The sequence below is a fragment of the Neobacillus drentensis NBRC 102427 genome, from assembly GCF_001591445.1.
Lineage (GTDB): Bacteria > Bacillota > Bacilli > Bacillales > Cytobacillaceae > Neobacillus > Neobacillus drentensis.
Genome location: NZ_BCUX01000046.1, coordinates 19,044 through 37,572 on the forward strand (window position 1 = coordinate 19,044; position 18,529 = coordinate 37,572).

The 18,529-nt window shown below is 36.1% G+C and carries 23 protein-coding genes; 4 read left to right on the forward strand and 19 right to left on the reverse strand.

Going from position 1 to position 18,529, the window contains the following annotated elements:
- Window positions 1-5: 5 nt before the first annotated feature.
- The 14 genes from rpsA to BDR01S_RS18855 all read right to left on the reverse strand — a co-directional run bounded on the left by rpsA (window position 6) and on the right by BDR01S_RS18855 (window position 12,213).
- Complete coding sequence (gene rpsA, locus BDR01S_RS18790) at window positions 6-1,145, reverse strand: 30S ribosomal protein S1 (RefSeq protein WP_066257245.1); 1,140 nt, start codon at window positions 1,143-1,145, stop codon at window positions 6-8.
- A 162-nt stretch (window positions 1,146-1,307) separates the two neighbouring features.
- Entirely contained in the window at window positions 1,308-1,889 is a 582-nt protein-coding gene (locus tag BDR01S_RS18795; protein ID WP_066257248.1) for a lysophospholipid acyltransferase family protein, read from the reverse strand.
- Between the two features lie 2 nt (window positions 1,890-1,891).
- On the reverse strand, window positions 1,892-2,566 hold the full coding sequence (gene cmk, locus BDR01S_RS18800) for a (d)CMP kinase (RefSeq protein WP_066257250.1): 675 nt from the start codon (window positions 2,564-2,566) through the stop codon (window positions 1,892-1,894).
- 158 nt (window positions 2,567-2,724) lie between these two features.
- On the reverse strand, window positions 2,725-2,904 hold the full coding sequence (locus BDR01S_RS18805) for a YpfB family protein (protein WP_066257253.1): 180 nt from the start codon (window positions 2,902-2,904) through the stop codon (window positions 2,725-2,727).
- A gap of 79 nt (window positions 2,905-2,983) precedes the next feature.
- Entirely contained in the window at window positions 2,984-4,333 is a 1,350-nt protein-coding gene (ypeB, locus tag BDR01S_RS18810; RefSeq protein ID WP_066257255.1) for a germination protein YpeB, read from the reverse strand.
- A gap of 14 nt (window positions 4,334-4,347) precedes the next feature.
- Window positions 4,348-5,235, reverse strand: a complete 888-nt coding sequence (sleB, locus tag BDR01S_RS18815; RefSeq protein WP_066257258.1) for a spore cortex-lytic enzyme — start codon at window positions 5,233-5,235, stop codon at window positions 4,348-4,350.
- A gap of 102 nt (window positions 5,236-5,337) precedes the next feature.
- Window positions 5,338-6,027, reverse strand: coding sequence for a glutamic-type intramembrane protease PrsW (gene prsW, locus BDR01S_RS18820; RefSeq protein WP_066257260.1), 690 nt, complete (start codon window positions 6,025-6,027; stop codon window positions 5,338-5,340).
- A gap of 109 nt (window positions 6,028-6,136) precedes the next feature.
- Window positions 6,137-7,093 carry an asparaginase gene (locus BDR01S_RS18825; protein WP_066257262.1) on the reverse strand — a complete coding sequence of 319 codons (957 nt, stop codon included), beginning with the start codon at window positions 7,091-7,093 and terminating at the stop codon, window positions 6,137-6,139.
- On the reverse strand, window positions 7,093-8,073 hold the full coding sequence (locus BDR01S_RS18830) for a YpdA family putative bacillithiol disulfide reductase (protein ID WP_066257264.1): 981 nt from the start codon (window positions 8,071-8,073) through the stop codon (window positions 7,093-7,095). The genes BDR01S_RS18825 and BDR01S_RS18830 overlap by 1 nt, the downstream gene beginning before the upstream one ends.
- A gap of 98 nt (window positions 8,074-8,171) precedes the next feature.
- On the reverse strand, window positions 8,172-9,449 hold the full coding sequence (locus tag BDR01S_RS18835) for a Glu/Leu/Phe/Val family dehydrogenase (protein ID WP_066257267.1): 1,278 nt from the start codon (window positions 9,447-9,449) through the stop codon (window positions 8,172-8,174).
- A 239-nt stretch (window positions 9,450-9,688) separates the two neighbouring features.
- Complete coding sequence (locus tag BDR01S_RS18840; RefSeq protein ID WP_066257269.1) at window positions 9,689-10,270, reverse strand: genetic competence negative regulator; 582 nt, start codon at window positions 10,268-10,270, stop codon at window positions 9,689-9,691.
- Between the two features lie 88 nt (window positions 10,271-10,358).
- Window positions 10,359-11,129 (reverse strand): metallophosphoesterase, encoded by a 771-nt coding sequence (locus BDR01S_RS18845; protein ID WP_066257271.1) that lies wholly within the window; start codon window positions 11,127-11,129, stop codon window positions 10,359-10,361.
- Between the two features lie 24 nt (window positions 11,130-11,153).
- Window positions 11,154-11,522: a hypothetical protein gene (locus tag BDR01S_RS18850; protein ID WP_066257273.1), complete on the reverse strand. Its 369-nt coding sequence runs from the start codon at window positions 11,520-11,522 to the stop codon at window positions 11,154-11,156.
- Between the two features lie 55 nt (window positions 11,523-11,577).
- Complete coding sequence (locus BDR01S_RS18855; protein WP_066257276.1) at window positions 11,578-12,213, reverse strand: CBS domain-containing protein; 636 nt, start codon at window positions 12,211-12,213, stop codon at window positions 11,578-11,580.
- A 147-nt stretch (window positions 12,214-12,360) separates the two neighbouring features.
- Between BDR01S_RS18855 and BDR01S_RS18860 the strand changes: the two genes are divergently transcribed.
- The 3 genes from BDR01S_RS18860 to cotJC are packed head-to-tail and all read left to right on the forward strand — an operon-like array spanning window position 12,361 to window position 13,438.
- A complete protein-coding gene (locus BDR01S_RS18860; protein ID WP_066257279.1) occupies window positions 12,361-12,591 on the forward strand; it encodes a spore coat associated protein CotJA in 231 nt (76 codons plus the stop codon).
- Window positions 12,588-12,848, forward strand: coding sequence for a spore coat protein CotJB (locus BDR01S_RS18865; protein ID WP_066257282.1), 261 nt, complete (start codon window positions 12,588-12,590; stop codon window positions 12,846-12,848). Before BDR01S_RS18860 ends, BDR01S_RS18865 begins: the two co-directional genes overlap by 4 nt.
- Before the next feature lie 20 nt (window positions 12,849-12,868).
- Window positions 12,869-13,438: a spore coat protein CotJC gene (cotJC, locus tag BDR01S_RS18870; protein ID WP_066257284.1), complete on the forward strand. Its 570-nt coding sequence runs from the start codon at window positions 12,869-12,871 to the stop codon at window positions 13,436-13,438.
- 31 nt (window positions 13,439-13,469) lie between these two features.
- On the opposite strand, the gene BDR01S_RS18875 is transcribed toward cotJC, so the two are convergent.
- The 5 genes from BDR01S_RS18875 to BDR01S_RS18895 form a co-directional block, all read right to left on the reverse strand.
- The gene (locus BDR01S_RS18875; RefSeq protein WP_066257286.1) at window positions 13,470-13,925 is read right to left on the reverse strand and encodes a DUF2663 family protein; all 456 of its coding nucleotides are present in this window, start codon (window positions 13,923-13,925) and stop codon (window positions 13,470-13,472) included.
- Between the two features lie 91 nt (window positions 13,926-14,016).
- Window positions 14,017-14,739 (reverse strand): LysM peptidoglycan-binding domain-containing protein, encoded by a 723-nt coding sequence (locus tag BDR01S_RS18880; protein ID WP_066257288.1) that lies wholly within the window; start codon window positions 14,737-14,739, stop codon window positions 14,017-14,019.
- Window positions 14,736-15,341 (reverse strand): CPBP family intramembrane glutamic endopeptidase, encoded by a 606-nt coding sequence (locus BDR01S_RS18885; RefSeq protein WP_066257291.1) that lies wholly within the window; start codon window positions 15,339-15,341, stop codon window positions 14,736-14,738. Before BDR01S_RS18885 ends, BDR01S_RS18880 begins: the two co-directional genes overlap by 4 nt.
- On the reverse strand, window positions 15,338-16,852 hold the full coding sequence (locus tag BDR01S_RS18890) for a RecQ family ATP-dependent DNA helicase (RefSeq protein WP_066257293.1): 1,515 nt from the start codon (window positions 16,850-16,852) through the stop codon (window positions 15,338-15,340). Before BDR01S_RS18890 ends, BDR01S_RS18885 begins: the two co-directional genes overlap by 4 nt.
- Window positions 16,852-17,808, reverse strand: a complete 957-nt coding sequence (locus BDR01S_RS18895; protein WP_169801461.1) for a YpbB family protein — start codon at window positions 17,806-17,808, stop codon at window positions 16,852-16,854. The genes BDR01S_RS18890 and BDR01S_RS18895 overlap by 1 nt, the downstream gene beginning before the upstream one ends.
- 339 nt (window positions 17,809-18,147) lie before the next feature.
- Here BDR01S_RS18895 and BDR01S_RS18900 point away from each other — a divergent pair, with 339 nt between their 5' ends.
- Window positions 18,148-18,396 carry a ferredoxin gene (locus BDR01S_RS18900; RefSeq protein WP_066257296.1) on the forward strand — a complete coding sequence of 83 codons (249 nt, stop codon included), beginning with the start codon at window positions 18,148-18,150 and terminating at the stop codon, window positions 18,394-18,396.
- The last annotated feature ends 133 nt before the right edge of the window (window positions 18,397-18,529 follow it).

Sequence of the window (18,529 nt, forward strand, 5' to 3'; positions counted from 1 at the left end):
CACCATTATTTTCCTAGATTCTTTAATTTATCACCAATAACTTCTCCCAGCTGGAAGCCTTTTGACTCTTCAGGGAGCTCATAATCATAGTTTTCCTCATACTCTTTTTCAAGAAGTTCTTTAATGCTTAAGGATAAACGTTGATCCGACTCATTTGCTTCAAGGACTTTGACATCAACTTCCTGTCCTTCTTTCAATACTTCATGTGGCGTACCAATATGCTTATGTGCAATTTGAGAGATATGAACAAGACCTTCTACACCAGGAAATACTTCAACAAACGCACCATATGAAACCAATCTTTTCACTTTCCCTTTTAAGATGCTCCCTTTAGGTGCTTTCTCAGAGATATTTGCCCATGGTCCGGGAAGTGTTTCCTTAATTGATAAAGAAATCCTTTCATTATCACGGTCAACACTTAGTACTTTAACCTGTACTTGCTGTCCTTCGTGAACAACATCTGATGGCTTATCTACATGCTCATAAGATAGTTGAGAAATATGAACAAGACCGTCGATGCCGCCAATATCCACAAAAGCTCCAAAGTCAGTAATTCTTTGTACTGTACCATCGATGATTTGGCCAACTTGGACTGCACTAAGGCGATTTTGTTTTTGTTTACCTTTTTCTTGTTCAACAACTGCTCGATGAGATAGAATTAAGCGATTCTTGTCCTTATCAAGTTCAACAATTTTAAAGGTTAGGAAGCGACCTTTATAATCACTGAAATCTTCTACAAAATGAGCTTCAACGAGGGATGCCGGTACAAAACCACGAACCCCGAGATCTACCACTAAACCGCCTTTTACAACGTCTTTAACCTCTGCTTCAAAAATTTCTCCACTTTGGAATTGTTTTTCTAAACTCTCCCAAGCTTTTTCTGCATCTACTTTCCTTTTAGAGAGGATGATTGCTTCTTCCTCAACTTTTAAAACTTCTAATTCTAGATCATCACCATCTTGGACTGCATCAGATGCCTTTTCAATATGCAGACTTGAAAGTTCACTGATTGGGATAATCCCATCAAGTTTGCTGCCTTGGATAGCCACATGCACCTGCTTTTCTTCTACTTTCGTAACTTGTCCGTTTACTTTATCCCCAATTTCAAAGCTTTTCACTTCTACTTGATTTAATTCTTCCGACATATGTATTCCTCCTTAATCCATTTACTCCTAAAATTCTATATATGAACTGGTGGATGCCACGCAGCATACAACAACATATACAACAAACCTAAAAGCAGTGAATTTTCAAAAAAAACTCTTTCCATTAACTTCTTACAAATAGCCTTTTTTGTCAAGCAGAACCTATTGATGTTCTTTTATAAGTTTTTCAATGTTGGACATAATTAATTCAGTAACTTGTTCTGCAGAAGCTTTCTCTTTTCTCATTTCCTCCAAATCAATAGGTTGTCCATAGACCACCTTTAATTTCCGGAAACTTTTATATGGGCCAATAACCGCACAGGGCACGACCGATGCAGTTGACCTTAGAGCAAAAAAACCAGCCCCGGAAAGCCCCTTTCCTAATTCCCCGGTCTTACTTCTAGTTCCCTCTGGAAAAAGACCGAAAACATGGCCATCCTTAAGAATCTTTAAGCCTGTTCTAAGTGCTTCCCGATCATTAAATCCCCTTTTCACCGGAAAAGCATTGCATTTTCTAACGATATTACCCAAAACAGGTACTTTAAAAATCTCTTCTTTTGCCATGTAATGAACAGGGCGAGGTGCCATTATTCCAACAATAATGGGATCAAAATTATGGATGTGATTCGAACAAAGAAGGACACCGCCTTCTTTAGGAAAATTTCCTAATCCGATAGCTTCAACCCTGTAAAGTGGTTTAAATACACCCGTAACCACTGATTTCGCAAAATCATAAAACGTCACACCTATCCAATCCTTTCATGCACCAACACCATTATTTTTTCTACAACATCTGGAATAGTTAAAGAGGTTGTATCGATTTCAACTGCATCATCAGCTTTTTTCAATGGTGCTACTTCTCTCTCTGAGTCGATTTTATCTCTACGAGCAATTTCTTCTTTTAACTTTTCTAAGTCAGATGGAAAGCCTTTTTGGATATTTTCATTATGACGTCTTTCCGCTCTTTCCTCGACACTAGCAAGTAAAAACACCTTTACCTCTGCACCTGGTAATACATGGGTACCTATATCCCTTCCATCCATTACGACTCCGCCCTCAGTAGCAAAAGCTTGTTGTCTTCTGACCATCTCTTCACGGACCTTCTGATGTTTAGCAACATAGGAAGTTGAATTTGTTACTTCAGCAAAACGAATCTCATTTGTAACATCTCGATCATCTAAGAATACTAACTGACCTTTATCAGAGGGCTGCAATTTAATCACTGTTGATAGTAATGTCTCAAATAAAACATCTTCATCTTCTAAATCAAGTTGATTCACAATTGCCTTATATGTTAACGCTCGGTACATCGCACCTGTATCGATATAAATATAAGAAAGTTTTTCTGCTACAATTTTTGCAACTGTACTCTTACCGGCTGCAGCTGGACCGTCTATTGCGATTGATATTTTCTTTTCCATAAATCCTCCTATTTGACTTCATGTTTGACTAAGATGTTGTCTACTATTTATTTTACCACAAGATATATCAATGCCTCTTTTTTTTACCATGATAAAAATGAAATTTAATAGCAATTTGTTTATTCATCAATCAAAAGAAAGCAGGCAGGCCTGCTTTCTCATTTTCCCTGGAAGGTTTCAAGAATTTCAGTATATGTATTTTCATTTACACCTTCATATTTTGTCAATTGTTTTACTCGAGGAAGGACATCAAGCTGATGGAAAAATAATTGCGCAAAAAATAGAAAAATAAACTGTATGACGATAACTTTTATTAACACTCTTTCTACCTTTTTCATACGATCCACTCCATCAATCAATATATATCTATTATTGGAGTTTATTGATAAAAATATAAGGAAAAGCAAATGCTTTTCCTTATAACACATCTTCATATACTGCCTCAGCATTCTTTAATTTTTCAACCTCTTCTTCCTCACCACTTTTTGCATTTATAAATATACGATAGGTATCATCATCAATCGTCCCAAGGAATTCGTAGCATAACACTTCCTTGTTCAAGTCATTTATAATAATTGCCTGCCGGTTTTCCATTACTTTAAAGTTAGGATTAACCTTTTCTTGAGCTTGTTTGACAGAAATGGACGGTTTTTCAATCTTTCTTGTCTGAAAAGATTTTAAATACTCCCCAGCGGATACACCAATAATATCCCCATTGTCCAAGGCAACTTTCACTTTAATCGCTTCGGGGTAAATTCTAATACCGTTAATTTTCGAAACAAAATTAAAAACACCGATATTGTCATATTGAGTGCTTTCAAATATTTCTAAATCTTTAAAGCCCGTATCTTTAAGGAAAGTTGCTGCCTTATTATCCGCATCATTTAAACTGAGAACTTGTTTTTTTACGTCCCGATGGTTAATAAACCAAATTGGATGTCCCACTTTTTTGGTAATGTCCATACTTGCCTCATCACCAGTTTTCTTATTCTTTATCGAAACACTGTAAAAACCATAGTCGGAACCTTTTCCATTTTTAGTAACCTTAACCTCGGAATCCCCATCAATCTTCATATACTTTTTGGCGATGTTGATTGCATCTTGTTTGGAAATGGTTTTTCCTTTTATTTTTTGATAGTTTTCATCCTTTTTTTGCATGTTTACAAAAGTAGGACCCATATCCGTTTCTTCGTAACCTGTTACTGTCTTTTCTACTGTTTTAAAACCATCAATTATCGTATTGTCCGTTGTTTCTTTGCCAGACGCCAAGGCCAGCTCTACATCCATCCAGCGAAGGTTATTTTTTAATACCATATGCTGTACGTTTCGAAGTTCATCCTGAATATCAGCAGACTGCTTATAAAGTACCTTTAATGTGTTATATTCGTCTTTTGATAATGGTTTCTTGTCCAAATCTCTAACAGCGGTTCGATAGCTAAAGTTTCCAATTTTTGCTAAAAATTCTTCTGTCTTGTTAAAGGGCAGTAATGTTAATGGCAGTTGCCCTACATCACCGTGTGCTTCTGAAGTGATTCTCCAAACCTCTATTAGCGATGGAGACAAGGAATGCCTTGAATTCATTGCAAGAGTTGTACCAATCTTATCGTGTAATAAATCCACTTGATAGGAAAGGTCATGGAATGCGCGTTGATAAGAATTTTCTGCATTTAAAAGAATTGCATTTTTTTCTTGATGCTCTTGGTAGCCCCAATAAGCTGTTCCCGCAACACCTATAGCGAGAACACCTATTAATATTCCTCTAATCATTTCTATTCACCTCTCTACTTGCAAAAAATATGTTTCCCGATTCGTTTTATTTGTGGTCTGCCCCATATCCAGCCGCTCGTGGCAGTATCCGGGTTAAAATAGTATAAAGCCTCACCAGTCGGATCCCAGCCATTTATAGCGTCTATAACCGCTTTCTTTGCATTTTCATTTGGTGTCAGCCAAATTTGCCCATCAGCTACAGCGGTGAAAGCACCTGGCTCAAAAATTACTCCTGAAACGGTATTAGGAAAGGTTGAACTGTTTACCCTGTTGAGAATTACTGCTGCAACAGCAACCTGACCAGTATAAGGCTCTCCCCTTGATTCTCCATGAACAGCATTAGCCATCAACTGAATATCATTTTGCGAAAAACCATTTGGTGTATTTGCAGCTGTAGGCTTTTTAGGTGTAGCTTTATTGGGTGCAGCTTTTTTGGGTGCTGTGTTTTTTGGTGGCGCCGTTTGTTTTGGTGCCTGATTTGCCGGTGCTTTGTTAGCAGGATTTGGGGTGCTTTGTTTACTTTGATCTACCCCGCCATAATGTGTAAAATCATTTCCGGCATCTATTTGTTTTTTTACAAACTGTTCATTGTACTTGCTTGCTTTAGCTAGTTTTAATTTTGTTGGCCATCCCGCCAATCCATCAATCGGCAGCCCAAATTCAGATTGAAAATTTCTCAGCGCCCAATACGTACTCCATCCGAAGACGCCATCAATCTTCCCTTTATAAAAGCCAATATATTGAAGTCTGGATTGTAATTCGATCACATCATCGCCTACAGCTCCTTTTTGGATAATCTGATTAGAGAACGCTCGAACCTCCTTGCTCTCAAAAAAAGATGATGTCCCAAGCACGAGAAAGATCAGTATGAAAAGTTTTAGTAGGATTTTTTTCTTTAACATGGAATATTAGCCCCCATTGTAAATCTTTTTGCAGTAAACCTATTTTTTGTTTTATTGGTGTTTTTATTCCAAGTAAGTGAGAATAAATAAAAAAACCCTTCTTTATAAATGAAGAGTTTTTTGGATAGAATATTGTTTTTTCATATGATTTGCGCTTAATATTTTAGCTTTCTTCACTTGCCTTAATCCAAACCACCAAAGGAAAATCATAAAAGGAAAAATAATAAAGAGCCAATTTTCTTGTGAAATTAAAATAAAATCGTAGGAACCATGGAGAATAAATGGTAAAAGCAAGGAAAGTATAACCCATTTAGCTTTATTCCCCTCCGTAAACTTTGCCTTTCCAATGTAAAAGCCCATAATTACACCAAATAAGGCGTGACTTGAAACAGGTAACAATGCCCTTGTTACTGCATGTTCAATCCCATTCGCTATTAAATAAAAAATATTTTCAATTGTAGCAAAGCCAAGTGAAACGGCTACACCGTAGACAATTCCATCAAAGGGTTCATCAAACTCTGCATGCTGATAGACCACATAAAAGAGAATAAACCATTTAAAAAACTCCTCAAAAAGACCTGAACTTAGAAATGCATTGAAAAGTTCAGATTTAACGATATGCTCTGTTTCAAGGACATGCTGAATAAACATGATTGGAAACACGAGAAGGGCCCCGTACATAAATGTTCTTAGTACAAAGGATATTGGCTCTGAGTCATATTCATCCTTTAAATAAAAATAGCTTAGTAAGGCCAGTCCGGGGGCAATACCGGCTGATAATATTCCCAGCATGAAGAACCTCTTTTCCAATCCATTTTCTTAATCGTACCATGTATTCTCTATAAAGAAAATGAAAGATTCATTCCATTTGTTCAAAGGACTTCAACCGATTGGCATGCCGCTAAAATTTAATTTCTTTCAAATTACTCGCAAGAGCTACAGCCAATTTAATTCTTGCCTTTTTAGAGTCATTGTCACTACCGAGAATAACTCCTTTATTAAAAAGATCAAAGGCACTTCCTTCATAATCATAGGTTGTGTATACAGAACCCTCTTCTGCGCTAGTCGTGATAACTAGTTTTATTCCTGCGGCAAGTGTCTTTTCTATTTCTGCCATCATTTTAGGAGCAACCTGACCTCGCCCCACGCCTTCAAGGATAATTCCTGATATTCCTGCCTCCCGAGCAGCTTTGATAAATTTTCCATCTGCTCCAATATAGCATTTAATGATTTCGACTTGAGGTATAGAAGTTTTTAATTCAAAATATTCTCTTTTTATGGGTTTCTGAAAAACATGTACTTGATCGTTATCAATAATGCCCAGGTACCCAAACCCAAACGCATTAAAGCCCTGAATATTGGAAGCATGCTCTTTTTTAACATATCTCGCTGCAAAAATCCGCTCATTAAAAACGACAACAGTTCCTGCATCCCATAAATCACTGGAACAAGCACAATAAATGGCATGACGTAAATTAATAAACACATCACTCCCTAATTCCTCTGGAGAACGCTGGGAACCTGTTACGATAATCGGTCGTGGGTCTTTTATGGTTAAATCAAGAAAATAAGAAGTTTCTTCCATTGTATCTGTTCCATGTGTGACAACCACACCTGATACTTCTTCATCCTTAAAATAGTTATCAATCTTGTCCTTTAATAGTAGTAAATCATCAAAGGTAATATGAATACTGGCTTTTTGAAAAACAGATTCAACGACCACTTCGATGTCTTTCGGCAAATTACACATACTAGCCAATTCTTCACCCGTTAAAGCGCCTGAGGCTAATTTTCCGGATTCTTTATTAGGCTTGCTGGCTATTGTTCCACCTGTTGTTAATAAAATAACCTTTTTCATTATTTAGTCACCCTTTTTGCATCATTTTCGATGATTGATTTGGCTATTTCTTCCCCGTGGAATCTTCCATTTTCAATAAATATTTCATTAGCGTTATTCCCCGCAGCAATTACACCTGCAATATAAATCCCTTCAACATTCGTTTCCAAAGTATCAGGATTAAAGTATGGTCGCCCTGATTCCTCATCAATTTTCACGCCCATGTTGATTAAAAATTGATGATCTGGATGGTAGCCAGTCATTGCAAAAACAAAATCATTGCTGATTACTGTTTCGATCCCGTCTTTTATATAAACCACTTGATTTTCTGTTATTTCTTTTAAGTTAGCGTTAAATTCCATCAATATGGTTCCTGTCCGGACCAAAGCTTCAAATTCAGGAAGAATCCATGGCTTTATACTTGGTGAATATTTATCACCACGATATAACACAGTTACTCTTGCGCCAGCTTTTACAAGTTCTAGTGCCGCATCAACACTAGAATTCTTCCCGCCAATTACACAAACATCCTTATCATAATAGGGATGAGCTTCTTTAAAATAGTGGAATACCTTTGATAGATTTTCACCAGGCACATTCATATAATTTGGATGATCATAATAGCCAGTTGCAATGATTACATAGCGGGCATGATAAGTATTTTTATCGGTGCAAACCTCAAACAATTCATCATGTTTTGAAACACTAGTAACCTTTTCAAATGCATTAATTCGCAATTGTTTTCGTTTGGCAACTTCTCGATAATAAACAAGAGCCTGATTTCTTTTAGGCTTGTAATTTTCTGTTATAAATGGAACTTCACCAATTTCCAACTTTTCGGCAGTACTAAAAAACGTTTGATGTGTTGGATAGTGATAAATAGAATTGACCACATTTCCTTTTTCTATAATCAATGATTTTTTCCCTTTTGCTTGAATGGCAATGGCTGCTGCTAAACCACATGGTCCACCGCCAACAATAATGATATCTTCAATCTGCATATGAGTACACTCCCAACTAGCAATCAGTCAAACATAGTAAAAAAACTCCTATCGTCTATGATAGGAGTTTTTTTACTATGTTTCAATGGTTAATTTTATTAAATCCAGCCTCTAAAGCGGCTTGCTTCTGCCATTTTTCTAACTCCAACCATATAAGCAGCAAGACGCATATTGACTCGGCGTGTCTGGGCCGTGTCATAAATATTTTTAAACGATTTGACCATTACCTTTTCAAGCTTTTCTTCCACTTCTTCCTCAGACCAATAATAACCTTGGTTATTTTGAACCCATTCAAAATAAGAAACCGTTACACCGCCTGCAGATGCTAATACATCTGGAACAAGGAGAATTCCACGTTCTGTTAGAATCTCTGTCGCCTCTAATGTAGTTGGACCATTTGCAGCCTCAACAACGATGCCCGCACGGATGTTATGAGCATTTTCTTCTGTAATTTGATTTTCAATTGCAGCCGGTACTAGAATATCACATTCAAGTTCAAGTAATTCCTTATTTGTTATCGTATTATTAAATAATTTAGTAACTGTTCCAAAGCTATCACGTCTATCCAAGAGATAATCAATATCCAAACCATTTGGATCATGTAATGCACCATATGCGTCAGAAATTCCTATCACCTTCGCACCTGCATCGTGCATGAATTTTGCTAAAAAGCTTCCTGCATTACCAAATCCTTGAATAACGACCCTTGCACCCTCAATTTGAATACCTCTCTTTTTTGCAGCCTCTTGGATACAGATGGTCACTCCTTTTGCGGTTGCAGATTCGCGTCCATGTGACCCGCCTAAAACAAGAGGTTTACCTGTAATAAAGCCAGGAGAATTAAATTCATCGATTCGGCTATATTCATCCATCATCCAAGCCATAATTTGTGAATTGGTAAACACATCAGGTGCTGGAATGTCTTTAGTTGGTCCAACGATTTGACTTATTGCTCGTACGTATCCACGGCTTAATCTCTCAAGCTCTCTAAAGGACATATCACGAGGGTCACATACAATACCGCCTTTACCACCACCATATGGAAGGTCGACAATACCACATTTTAAGCTCATCCAAATTGAAAGGGCTTTCACTTCAGTCTCTGTCACACCTGGATGGAAACGGATTCCACCCTTTGTCGGCCCTACAGCATCATTATGCTGGGCACGGTAGCCAGTAAATATTTTTATAGAACCGTCATCCATTCTAATTGGAATTTTAACTGTTAATAAACGTAATGGCTCTTTTAAAAGCTCATAAACCTCTTCAGGATAACCTAACTTTTCAAGGGCCATATGTATAACTGTTTGTGTTGATTTCAACACATCATGATTTTCCACTTGATTAGTCTTTTCATTATCTTTATCGGCTGCCATTTGTAATCCTCCCTATAAAAATGCTGCGACTATTGTCAGCTTTCAGACACAAGTATACACCTTTAATCGATTTATGCAAGAAGAAAAACACCTCTTAGAACCATTATGTAAACGTCGCCAATTGCATTTTTAAAGGATTTCTAAAAATTGCAATGGCTACATAGTATATCTCTTTATCTATAATTGTATGGAAGAGCGATGGCAGCCCTCTGCTTGCTCCCTCGTTTAAAAATAAGCCTTTATTTGAAATATCGAAGAATAGTTTCTACTGCTTTAGTTTCGATTATTCGTTTACCATACTCAGCTAAGACGAAAGGACTTAGAATTGAAGCATTACCAAATTCAGAAAGAACACAAGCTGCTTTAATATTATTTTCAATTTCTAAATTTCCCAATAACAAATAGTAGCGGTTATGCATCGCATATAGGCTCCCGCCAAAAATATTGACATTGGACAGTCTTTTTGAAAGACCGATTATATCCTCAAATTCAGCGAACTCATACAAGAGGTCATCAAAGCCCTCCATCCTTACTTGCATTTCAATAAAACCATCATATAGAATTTCTTCATCACCAATTGTTTCATCAACGGTAATGATCAATATCATCCCTTGAGCTTGGAGGGAGAACACCTCTACCGCTACAGAACCTTGGATATCAACATCAAATTCCTCACTTGCCTCTTCTAGCATATCATGAAAAAGCTGATTCCATTTAATCGAGTCTTTCCAAATATCTTCTTTGGACAGCCCCCTGTCAAATAAATCATCAGAGGTTAGAAAAATTTTTATTTTATTGGCCGTTAAGCGTTCTAAGCGCATGATTTTGCCCCCTGCCGTGACATAACTCTTGTTTTCAGTGTATGCCCTGGGGTCTTGTTGGTGAATTGTCTATATTTATCCTTACATTTTAGAATTCGGAGCTAAGTCTAATCAAGTGACATTCCGCAGGTGCCCCTAACCTTAAAGGTATGGTAGTGGTACCGTAGCCATTACTAATAAGGAGAATTGTATTATCTAATCTTTTTAGTTCTCCTCTTTCCTTCGGACTATATCCTAAAATATGTATTTGCCCCCCGTGTGTATGACCACTTAACACTAAGCGAATTTCATGTTTTGAGAGAATCTTTTCTGTGATATCGGGGTAGTGGCTTGCTAAAATTTTAAAGCTATTCTCCTCTGCATCTACTAAGGCTAAATCTAGACGATCTCGTTCTTGATTTAAATCATCCACACCAAGCAAAGATAATTTTTCTCCTTGGTCTGATTCAAAGGTAACTGCTGTGTTATCTAAAACTTTAATACCTAACTCAAGCAGGATGGCATCTAATTTATGATAATCTACTTCATAATCATTGTTGCCCCAAACAAAGTAAACAGGACCAATTTGCTTAAGTTTCATTAAGTTTGCTTTAACCCGCTCAAAAGGAACACCTTTTTCTGTTAAATCTCCTCCAATTACCACTATATCTGCTATCCCCTTAACACGGTTAATAATTTTATCAGAGATCTTCCTCCTATGAATATCCGAAATAAAAAAGATCGAAACAGTTCCAAGAGATTTTGGAAAGTCTGAAAAGGATAACTCATGTTCGATTACATTATTTAAAAATGCCTCATGCAACATATATACAAGAAGGCATCCACCAACGAAAAATAAGACAATTAAAATAATAACCATAATCCTTTTTCCCCATTTCTTAACTTAAAGTTCAATGGAAATCATACCATAAAAAAGGCTTAAACTAAAAAAGACAGAGGTTTGCTGCCATCCCAAATTAAACAGCAAGAAAAAAATAATCAATAAAAAGAGATAATCAAAAAAAAGGGTTGCACCTGATATCTCCCGTTTCTGCCACTTTTTTCTAGTCTTATGGAAAAGCTCACATATAACCCTTCCTGTAATGAGAAATCCAATAAAATAAACCACTGAGGCTGCAAAAAATTTTAATGGATTCATGACAAGTCCAATAAAGAAATCAGAAAGGACAAATGGTTGAGGAATCGTTATCCATTTAATAAGGATATAGCCACATAGAAAAATAGCCAAATACTTGAATACTTTTTTATACATAAAAATTCCCTCCCATACAATGTATGAGAGGGCTTTAAAATATTACCTATTCAGTTTATTGGTCCTCTTCGATACTTAAAATCCTGAACCCATGTTCTTCCAGCTTTTTTGTGAATTTTTCAATATTGTTCTTCTTTTCAATCTTCATAACAATTCTACGGACAAGTTTATCTGTTTCATCAAAAGTAACAAGTGAAATAATATGTTCATGGAACTGATGGGCTATTTCAGAAAGTCGTGCAATCCGTCCTTCGGTTTCAACAGATGTAAAGGCAATCCTTACACCGGGACGGTTAACACCGAATGCACTTTCGAATGAACTAATTACATCCGAGCGTGTAACCGCTCCTAGAAACTTTTTGTTAGAATCCACAACGGCTAATAATGGAAAATCCTTCAGATCAAGGAGGGTTTTCTCAAATAATTCTCCACCCTCTAAAAATTTATTTTGGTGTGTAACAATATCTTTTACAAAAGTTGAGGTTAAATACTCATCTTTTTGTTTATCGGATTGAAAGTAACTTTCAAAAATGCAGTATCTTGTCGCAACTCCGACATAATTATCTCCATTTAAAACTGGTAGTCCATCAATTTGATGTTTTTCTAGACTTTCCAATGCTTCTTTCAATGTCGTATTTTCCTGTGCAGTGAAACATTCATGCTTTGGAATCATAATATTTTTTACGAACAATTCTCATCACCTCTAAGTAATAATCCTGCTTTAATAACTAGTATACTTCGACATGACTTGGATAAAACCCTTTATATTTTAAGGATAAGTCATAGAAAAAGAGAAATTTCATATTATTAAATGATGTTGAATAAAGGGAGGGCTAAAATGAACACTCATTTCAAAACCTATCATCCATACGCCAGTCCGTTCGATCCTTGTACGCCAATTCTTGAAAAGACATATTCTACCCCGCCACATTTATATATGGGCTTTCAACCACCTAATCTTCCTCAATTTACACCGCTAGAAGCACTGAGAGCCGGTACGCTCTGGAAGGACTTTTATGATCCTTGGTACAATTCGTTGGAGAAAGCAAAAGGGGGACTGCCAACATGAAACAGGTCCCTGAAGAATATTATCAAATTATGGAGCAGCTCCAAGCAATGGATTTTGTTTTAGTAGAACTCACTTTATACTTAGATACCCACCCGGATGACCTTGAGGCAATCAATCAATTTAATCATTACGTAAAAGAACGAAAACATATCAAAAAGATGTTTGAAAGTCAATTTGGTCCTTTGCAGCAATTCGGAAATAGCTACTCCGGATATCCTTGGAACTGGAAGGATGCCCCTTGGCCGTGGCAAGTCTAATTTAGGGAGGTAGAAATTCAATGTGGGTTTATGAGAAAAAGTTACAGTACCCCGTTCGAGTTAGTACATGCAATCCAACATTAGCAAAATATTTAATTGAGCAATATGGAGGTGCCGACGGAGAACTTGCTGCTGCACTCCGCTACTTAAACCAACGATATACTATTCCTGATAAGGTAATTGGCCTTCTTACAGATATCGGTACAGAAGAATTTGCTCATCTCGAAATGATTGCTACGATGGTTTACAAATTAACGAAAGATGCCACTCCTGAGCAAATGAAAGCAGCTGGATTAGGAGCACATTATGCTGACCATGATAGTGCATTATACTACCATAATGCTGCAGGAGTTCCATTTACAGCTACTTATATTACCGCAAAGGGAGACCCAATTGCAGATTTATATGAAGATATTGCAGCAGAGGAAAAGGCACGTGCTACCTATCAGTGGCTAATTAATTTAAGTGATGATCCTGATATTAATGATAGTCTTCGCTTTTTACGTGAACGGGAAATCATTCATTCTCAACGTTTCAGGGAGGCTGTGGAAATCTTAAAAGATGAACGTGGCAAAAAGACGATTTTCTAATAACAAATAAGAAGCAGTTGCAGTCTGCTTCTTATTTGTTTTCATGGTATAGGTTAATGTCATATAACTTTTTCATCAATTCAAATACTAGGTGGCGATTTTTCCACTCCTCTTCTTTTTTCCAATAATCCTTACTACGGTCGACAATCTCGCGTCTTAATTCATGATATTCCTTTTCTGCTTTGTCTTTTTTTTCTTTCAATAAATTCATTGTGCCATACATTCCTACACAGAAAACCAGCAATGTTAAATTATTAGAGTCATTTACAAACGCGGAAAACATCGCGGCAAAGGAATAGGAATAAATGCTGGCTACTGTGATATACAAGTAGGTCAGGAAACTAACTGCTAAAATGATTGTTGCCCAAATTGAGAGAATGTGCCGATGCTTAAAGCGGTCAAATTTTTCTTTTCTTTTTCTAACGTTTTCAAGAGCTTGTTTCGTTGCTTGATCAGTATTTTCAAGTAATTGGATTGGAGAATCCATTTTATCACCCTCCATTTCTCTTATATTCATATGAACTTGTCCCTGCTAATATGTTTTTCCAGAGAAAAAAACCGATCCCTTTTGGAATCGGCTAATTTTTTATTGGTATTTTCAAAACTTGCCCTGCATTAATTTGTTTACTTGTTAGATGATTAGCCTTCATAATGATATCCATTCCCTTAGGGGAATGAAAATACGTCATTGCAATCCTATATAGGTTTTCATTTGGTTTAACCTTATGAGAAATGATTTTAGTCTTTTCAGGTTCTGTCAATTTTGCATTAGTTTCAGAAGCTTTTTCTTTTTCACTATTACTGGCAATTTCCTGAGAATTCGTTTTGTTTTCATTTGTACTATTTGTACTATCGGGATGAGCAGAGGCTTCCACAGTTTTTTCAGTCTTCATGACTTCGTCGCTAGACTCTTTGGTAAGTTTTTCCGAATCATTACTTTCAGGAATTGCCTCGTTCGTTTCAGTGGAGTTTTCTAGGGTTTCTTCCTCATCTTTCGACTTTTCCAGATGAATTGTTTCATACCCTACTGATTCTTCTGATGCTTTTTCACTCCCATTTATTTTTTTTGCACCGTCACGATATGAAATCACACTAAATATGATGACAGGCAGGAGGATAAAAAACAAAACTAAAAGGCGGATCAGTGGATACTTTAGCTTCCATTTAGTTTTTTTCTTCTTTTGACGATGAATTTGCTCCCTTGGAGGCAAATCTTCCTTGTCATCGACTTTTTCATTAATTTTTTCTATACGCTGTTTTAATCTTTCTGCTTGGTCTCTATATGGTTCTTCATTATTCATGGCGCCACCCCTCCCTGATCATCTTCTCTGAATGGACGTCTAAATTTTATATATACTCCTAATAAAAAATCAATGACAAAATGCATCGCAATTGTTACAGCTAAATTTTCTGTCCACACGAATATTAAACCAATAAAAAAACTTAAAACCACAATATTAACAAACAAAAACCAATTAAAAAGATATCGATAGTGAATAATTGCAAAAATAATGCTTGCTATGATCAGACCTAATTTTGTTTGAATGATCCCCCGAAACAATAATTCTTCACTAAAAGCAACAAATAGGGCAATGAATAAAATATGAAATATATTTCTATTTTTAAATATTCTTTCATTCAAACCACCATCATCATAATAAGACGAAGGCAGCCATTTCATTAAGAGAATATCTGCTAACACCACGGCTATTCCAGCAGGGACACCTATTGTAATTATTTGAAAATCTTGCAAAGAAATATTATTTAAATAGGATAGATGGTCAAAAAATATAAACCCTAGTAGTATTGAAATCACGCAGAGAATGAACTGTGTCATGTAAAGGTGAAAAAGCAAATCTTTATCCGTTAAACCATTAATTAATTCAAAGTACTTTTTTTTCATTCCCTCAACTCACCATTGATTAGAATTTTCGAAAGATAATCATTCCAGTTTTTTACGTCTGTTTTCGCTGAAGGAACGGTTAAATGATTAATCGCTTGATAATCGTTTAATTGAAGTCCGCAGATATCGCAGCAAGGGTTTACCTCTTTCGTCTTTACTTCATCAAAATATTTTAATATATTTTCACGTCTGCAAGAATTGGTTTCAATCCATTTTTTCATAGAATAGATATTATTTTTCTTAATAGTCAATCTTTCCTTAACAAAATTATTAATTGTCCATTGTAATCCTTTAAGATTAGCTGTTTCTAGCGATGAATTTTTAACAAAGTTCTCAATAATCCTCCATTGAATTTCAGTAAAACCCCCAAGTTCCATTAGTTTCATATCTAAACTAATATTTCCATTCTTGAAAAGCTGTTCATCGGTTATCTTCTTAAACAACCAGTCTATTTGCTGTTCTGATGGCAATTCATTTTCAGCAAGCTGGATTGGAAGATGTTCATCCCCTGGCGAATATAAAAGGATGGCAATACTCGGGTCGCCATCACGGCCTGCCCGGCCAATTTCCTGTAGATAAGATTCTATTTGCATTGGCATATGATAATGAATAATAAAACGGATATTTTCCTTATTAATTCCCATACCAAACGCACTGGTAGCGCATATTACATCTAGTTGACCATAGATAAACTGTTGTTGAATCAGGATTCTTGTATTTTGATCTAATCCGCCGTGATAGGCCATTGCCTGACAAATTCCTTTTTCTGTTAGTAGATTTGCCATCTGTTCAGCAGTTTTTTTACTAGAAAAATAAATAATTCCCGGTTTTTTTAAGTTGGCAACCAACTCAAGGATATTTGCCTGCTTATCGCGATAATCGATTAGTTCTTTAACATAAAAGCCGATATTAGGGCGATCGATGGTTGATTCGATTTTTACTATTTCCTCTAAATCAAGTGAGGCAATAATATCCTCTCGTACCTTTTGGGTTGCAGTTGCTGTTAATGCAAGCGTTAATGGATTCCCAAGTTTTTTTCGAATATCACCTAGTTTTGAATAATCAGGGCGAAAATCAAAGCCCCACTGGGAAATACAATGGGCCTCATCGACCACAAATAACGCAATCGGAAGCTCCTGAAGTTTACGGAGAATATAGGGAACTCTCATCATTTCGGGTGATATAAAGATAAATTTATATTGATTCAAATGATGTAATGCCCTATTTCTTTCCTCCGCAGAAAGAAAGGAATTTAACGCAATGACTCTTTTTTCCCCAAATCTTTTAAATTGCTCCACCTGATCCTGCATTAGTGACAGAAGAGGTGAAATGATTAATATCTGACCTTCTAAAATAATCCCAGGAAGTTGGTAGCACAATGATTTTCCTGTCCCAGTTGGGAGCATGGCCAATGAGTCGCGTCCTGCAAGAATTGAGGTGATGACCTCTTTTTGCCCAGTCTTAAACGATTGGTACCCAAAGTGCTTTTTTAAAACCTTTTCTAATTCCATTATCTATCACCATGTTTCGCCAGTACTAACCTTATTTGAAAATAGGTTGCAGCACCTATTTTTTCTTTTATCACTTTTAGCTGTTTAGATGCTTTTTGCCGTGAAACTTCCAAAATCTCATGTTGTAATTCTCTATCCACATAGGTATCAATGGAAAAATCAGCAGCATTTAAGGCTAATTCAACAAGATGATCTTCTATTGTACTTAATTTTAAGTGTCTAAGTTTCGCGATTATGTCAGGGGAATGTCCCTGAAGTAACAATTTCTGGGTTTTCCGTGAGGAAAGAGTTAATTCATCATCTTGTATTAATTCATCAATGAGATAAGGTAAGATTTTTAACTGATTCTCTTCTTCCATTATTTTTTGTATCAAATAATGGAGAATATTAGTAAACCCAACCTGATAATTGTGAATATCTAAATTTAACTTTGCAGCTACTTGTAAAGGGGTTAATCCAATCTGCTGAAAACCAGTTAACCGAAACACTAACAGGGATGGGTCAATAACTTTCGCAGTTTTAAAACATTTATTTAACTCTGAATATAAAGCAGGACCCAATTCCAGCCTAGGTACAGTGATATCCTTTAAAGTAGATTTTAACCAGTTATGGACATCTATGTTTTTTTGAATAGGTATATATCTTGATTCACAAAAAGCAAGATTGGATACCACTTGGATTAGCAGGGACAATCTCTCCCAAAATAATGAGGTTATTTGATGAAAGTTCCAGCCATTTATATATTGGGGTAATGGATTGTTTTCTAGAAGTGTCATTCCAGAGGTCGTTAAACTATATCGTTGTTCCCCATTATTTATTAACCAATTTTTTTCTACCATAGCTTGATATATTTCATCAAAGGATTCTCTGGATAACTGTTCATAAATTCCAAAAAACTTTTTCAGTGAGAATAGGTGGGCATCTTGGATCGTTTGTGATGATTTTTTTCCATTCAATAGGTGATAAATAGAATATATCGTCCGTTCACGGTTTAATTGTTTAATACTATATAGAATAATGGATTCAATTTGCATCATTCGAGTCCCCCACCGCTTTTTCGTGCATTATCGACAAAATACCCATTTTTCTTCTTTATTCTACCATGAATTAGAATGGATTGTTGCCTGGAAATGTGGAAGAAATAGAAATTCATCTATTTAACTACAGGAATAAGGGCATTTTTCTATTGAAAAGTTGTCGATACAGTTTTACAATAGAAATGAGTTATCCGTTTTCATCTTGATAATGGAAAATGTGTAAGAATAATTTTTTTATATTACTGGGAGGTTTTTTTCATGGCAAAGTATACAATTGTGGATAAGGAAACTTGTATTGCATGTGGGGCTTGCGGCGCAGCAGCACCAGATATTTATGATTATGATGATGAAGGCATCGCATTCGTAACACTTGATGATAATGCAGGAATTGTTGAAATTCCTGATGTATTAATTGATGATATGATGGATGCATTTGAAGGTTGCCCAACTGATTCCATTAAGGTAGCTGACGAAGCTTTTGATGGCAATCCAACTAAATTTGAATAATATTTAAGTAATTTAAATTTTAAGCTACTACCTCTCTCCTTTTAAGGTGAGAGGTTTTATTTTTCTGAACAAAAAGCGCAAGCGCCCGTTTAGCGGCGTATGGACTGGAGCGCTCCAACTGCTAATAAATAGA

Coding starts and splice junctions, on each gene's coding strand:
- rpsA (WP_066257245.1), bottom strand. CDS start 1,145: ATGTCGGAAGAATTAAATCAAGTAGAAGTGAAAAGCTTTGAAATTGGG.
- cmk (WP_066257250.1), bottom strand. CDS start 2,566: ATGGAAAAGAAAATATCAATCGCAATAGACGGTCCAGCTGCAGCCGGT.
- BDR01S_RS18805 (WP_066257253.1), bottom strand. CDS start 2,904: ATGAAAAAGGTAGAAAGAGTGTTAATAAAAGTTATCGTCATACAGTTT.
- ypeB (WP_066257255.1), bottom strand. CDS start 4,333: ATGATTAGAGGAATATTAATAGGTGTTCTCGCTATAGGTGTTGCGGGA.
- sleB (WP_066257258.1), bottom strand. CDS start 5,235: ATGTTAAAGAAAAAAATCCTACTAAAACTTTTCATACTGATCTTTCTC.
- prsW (WP_066257260.1), bottom strand. CDS start 6,027: ATGCTGGGAATATTATCAGCCGGTATTGCCCCCGGACTGGCCTTACTA.
- BDR01S_RS18825 (WP_066257262.1), bottom strand. CDS start 7,093: ATGAAAAAGGTTATTTTATTAACAACAGGTGGAACAATAGCCAGCAAG.
- BDR01S_RS18830 (WP_066257264.1), bottom strand. CDS start 8,073: ATGCAGATTGAAGATATCATTATTGTTGGCGGTGGACCATGTGGTTTA.
- BDR01S_RS18835 (WP_066257267.1), bottom strand. CDS start 9,449: ATGGCAGCCGATAAAGATAATGAAAAGACTAATCAAGTGGAAAATCAT.
- BDR01S_RS18840 (WP_066257269.1), bottom strand. CDS start 10,270: ATGCGCTTAGAACGCTTAACGGCCAATAAAATAAAAATTTTTCTAACC.
- BDR01S_RS18845 (WP_066257271.1), bottom strand. CDS start 11,129: ATGGTTATTATTTTAATTGTCTTATTTTTCGTTGGTGGATGCCTTCTT.
- BDR01S_RS18850 (WP_066257273.1), bottom strand. CDS start 11,522: ATGTATAAAAAAGTATTCAAGTATTTGGCTATTTTTCTATGTGGCTAT.
- BDR01S_RS18860 (WP_066257279.1), top strand. CDS start 12,361: ATGAACACTCATTTCAAAACCTATCATCCATACGCCAGTCCGTTCGAT.
- BDR01S_RS18865 (WP_066257282.1), top strand. CDS start 12,588: ATGAAACAGGTCCCTGAAGAATATTATCAAATTATGGAGCAGCTCCAA.
- cotJC (WP_066257284.1), top strand. CDS start 12,869: ATGTGGGTTTATGAGAAAAAGTTACAGTACCCCGTTCGAGTTAGTACA.
- BDR01S_RS18875 (WP_066257286.1), bottom strand. CDS start 13,925: ATGGATTCTCCAATCCAATTACTTGAAAATACTGATCAAGCAACGAAA.
- BDR01S_RS18880 (WP_066257288.1), bottom strand. CDS start 14,739: ATGAATAATGAAGAACCATATAGAGACCAAGCAGAAAGATTAAAACAG.
- BDR01S_RS18885 (WP_066257291.1), bottom strand. CDS start 15,341: ATGAAAAAAAAGTACTTTGAATTAATTAATGGTTTAACGGATAAAGAT.
- BDR01S_RS18890 (WP_066257293.1), bottom strand. CDS start 16,852: ATGGAATTAGAAAAGGTTTTAAAAAAGCACTTTGGGTACCAATCGTTT.
- BDR01S_RS18900 (WP_066257296.1), top strand. CDS start 18,148: ATGGCAAAGTATACAATTGTGGATAAGGAAACTTGTATTGCATGTGGG.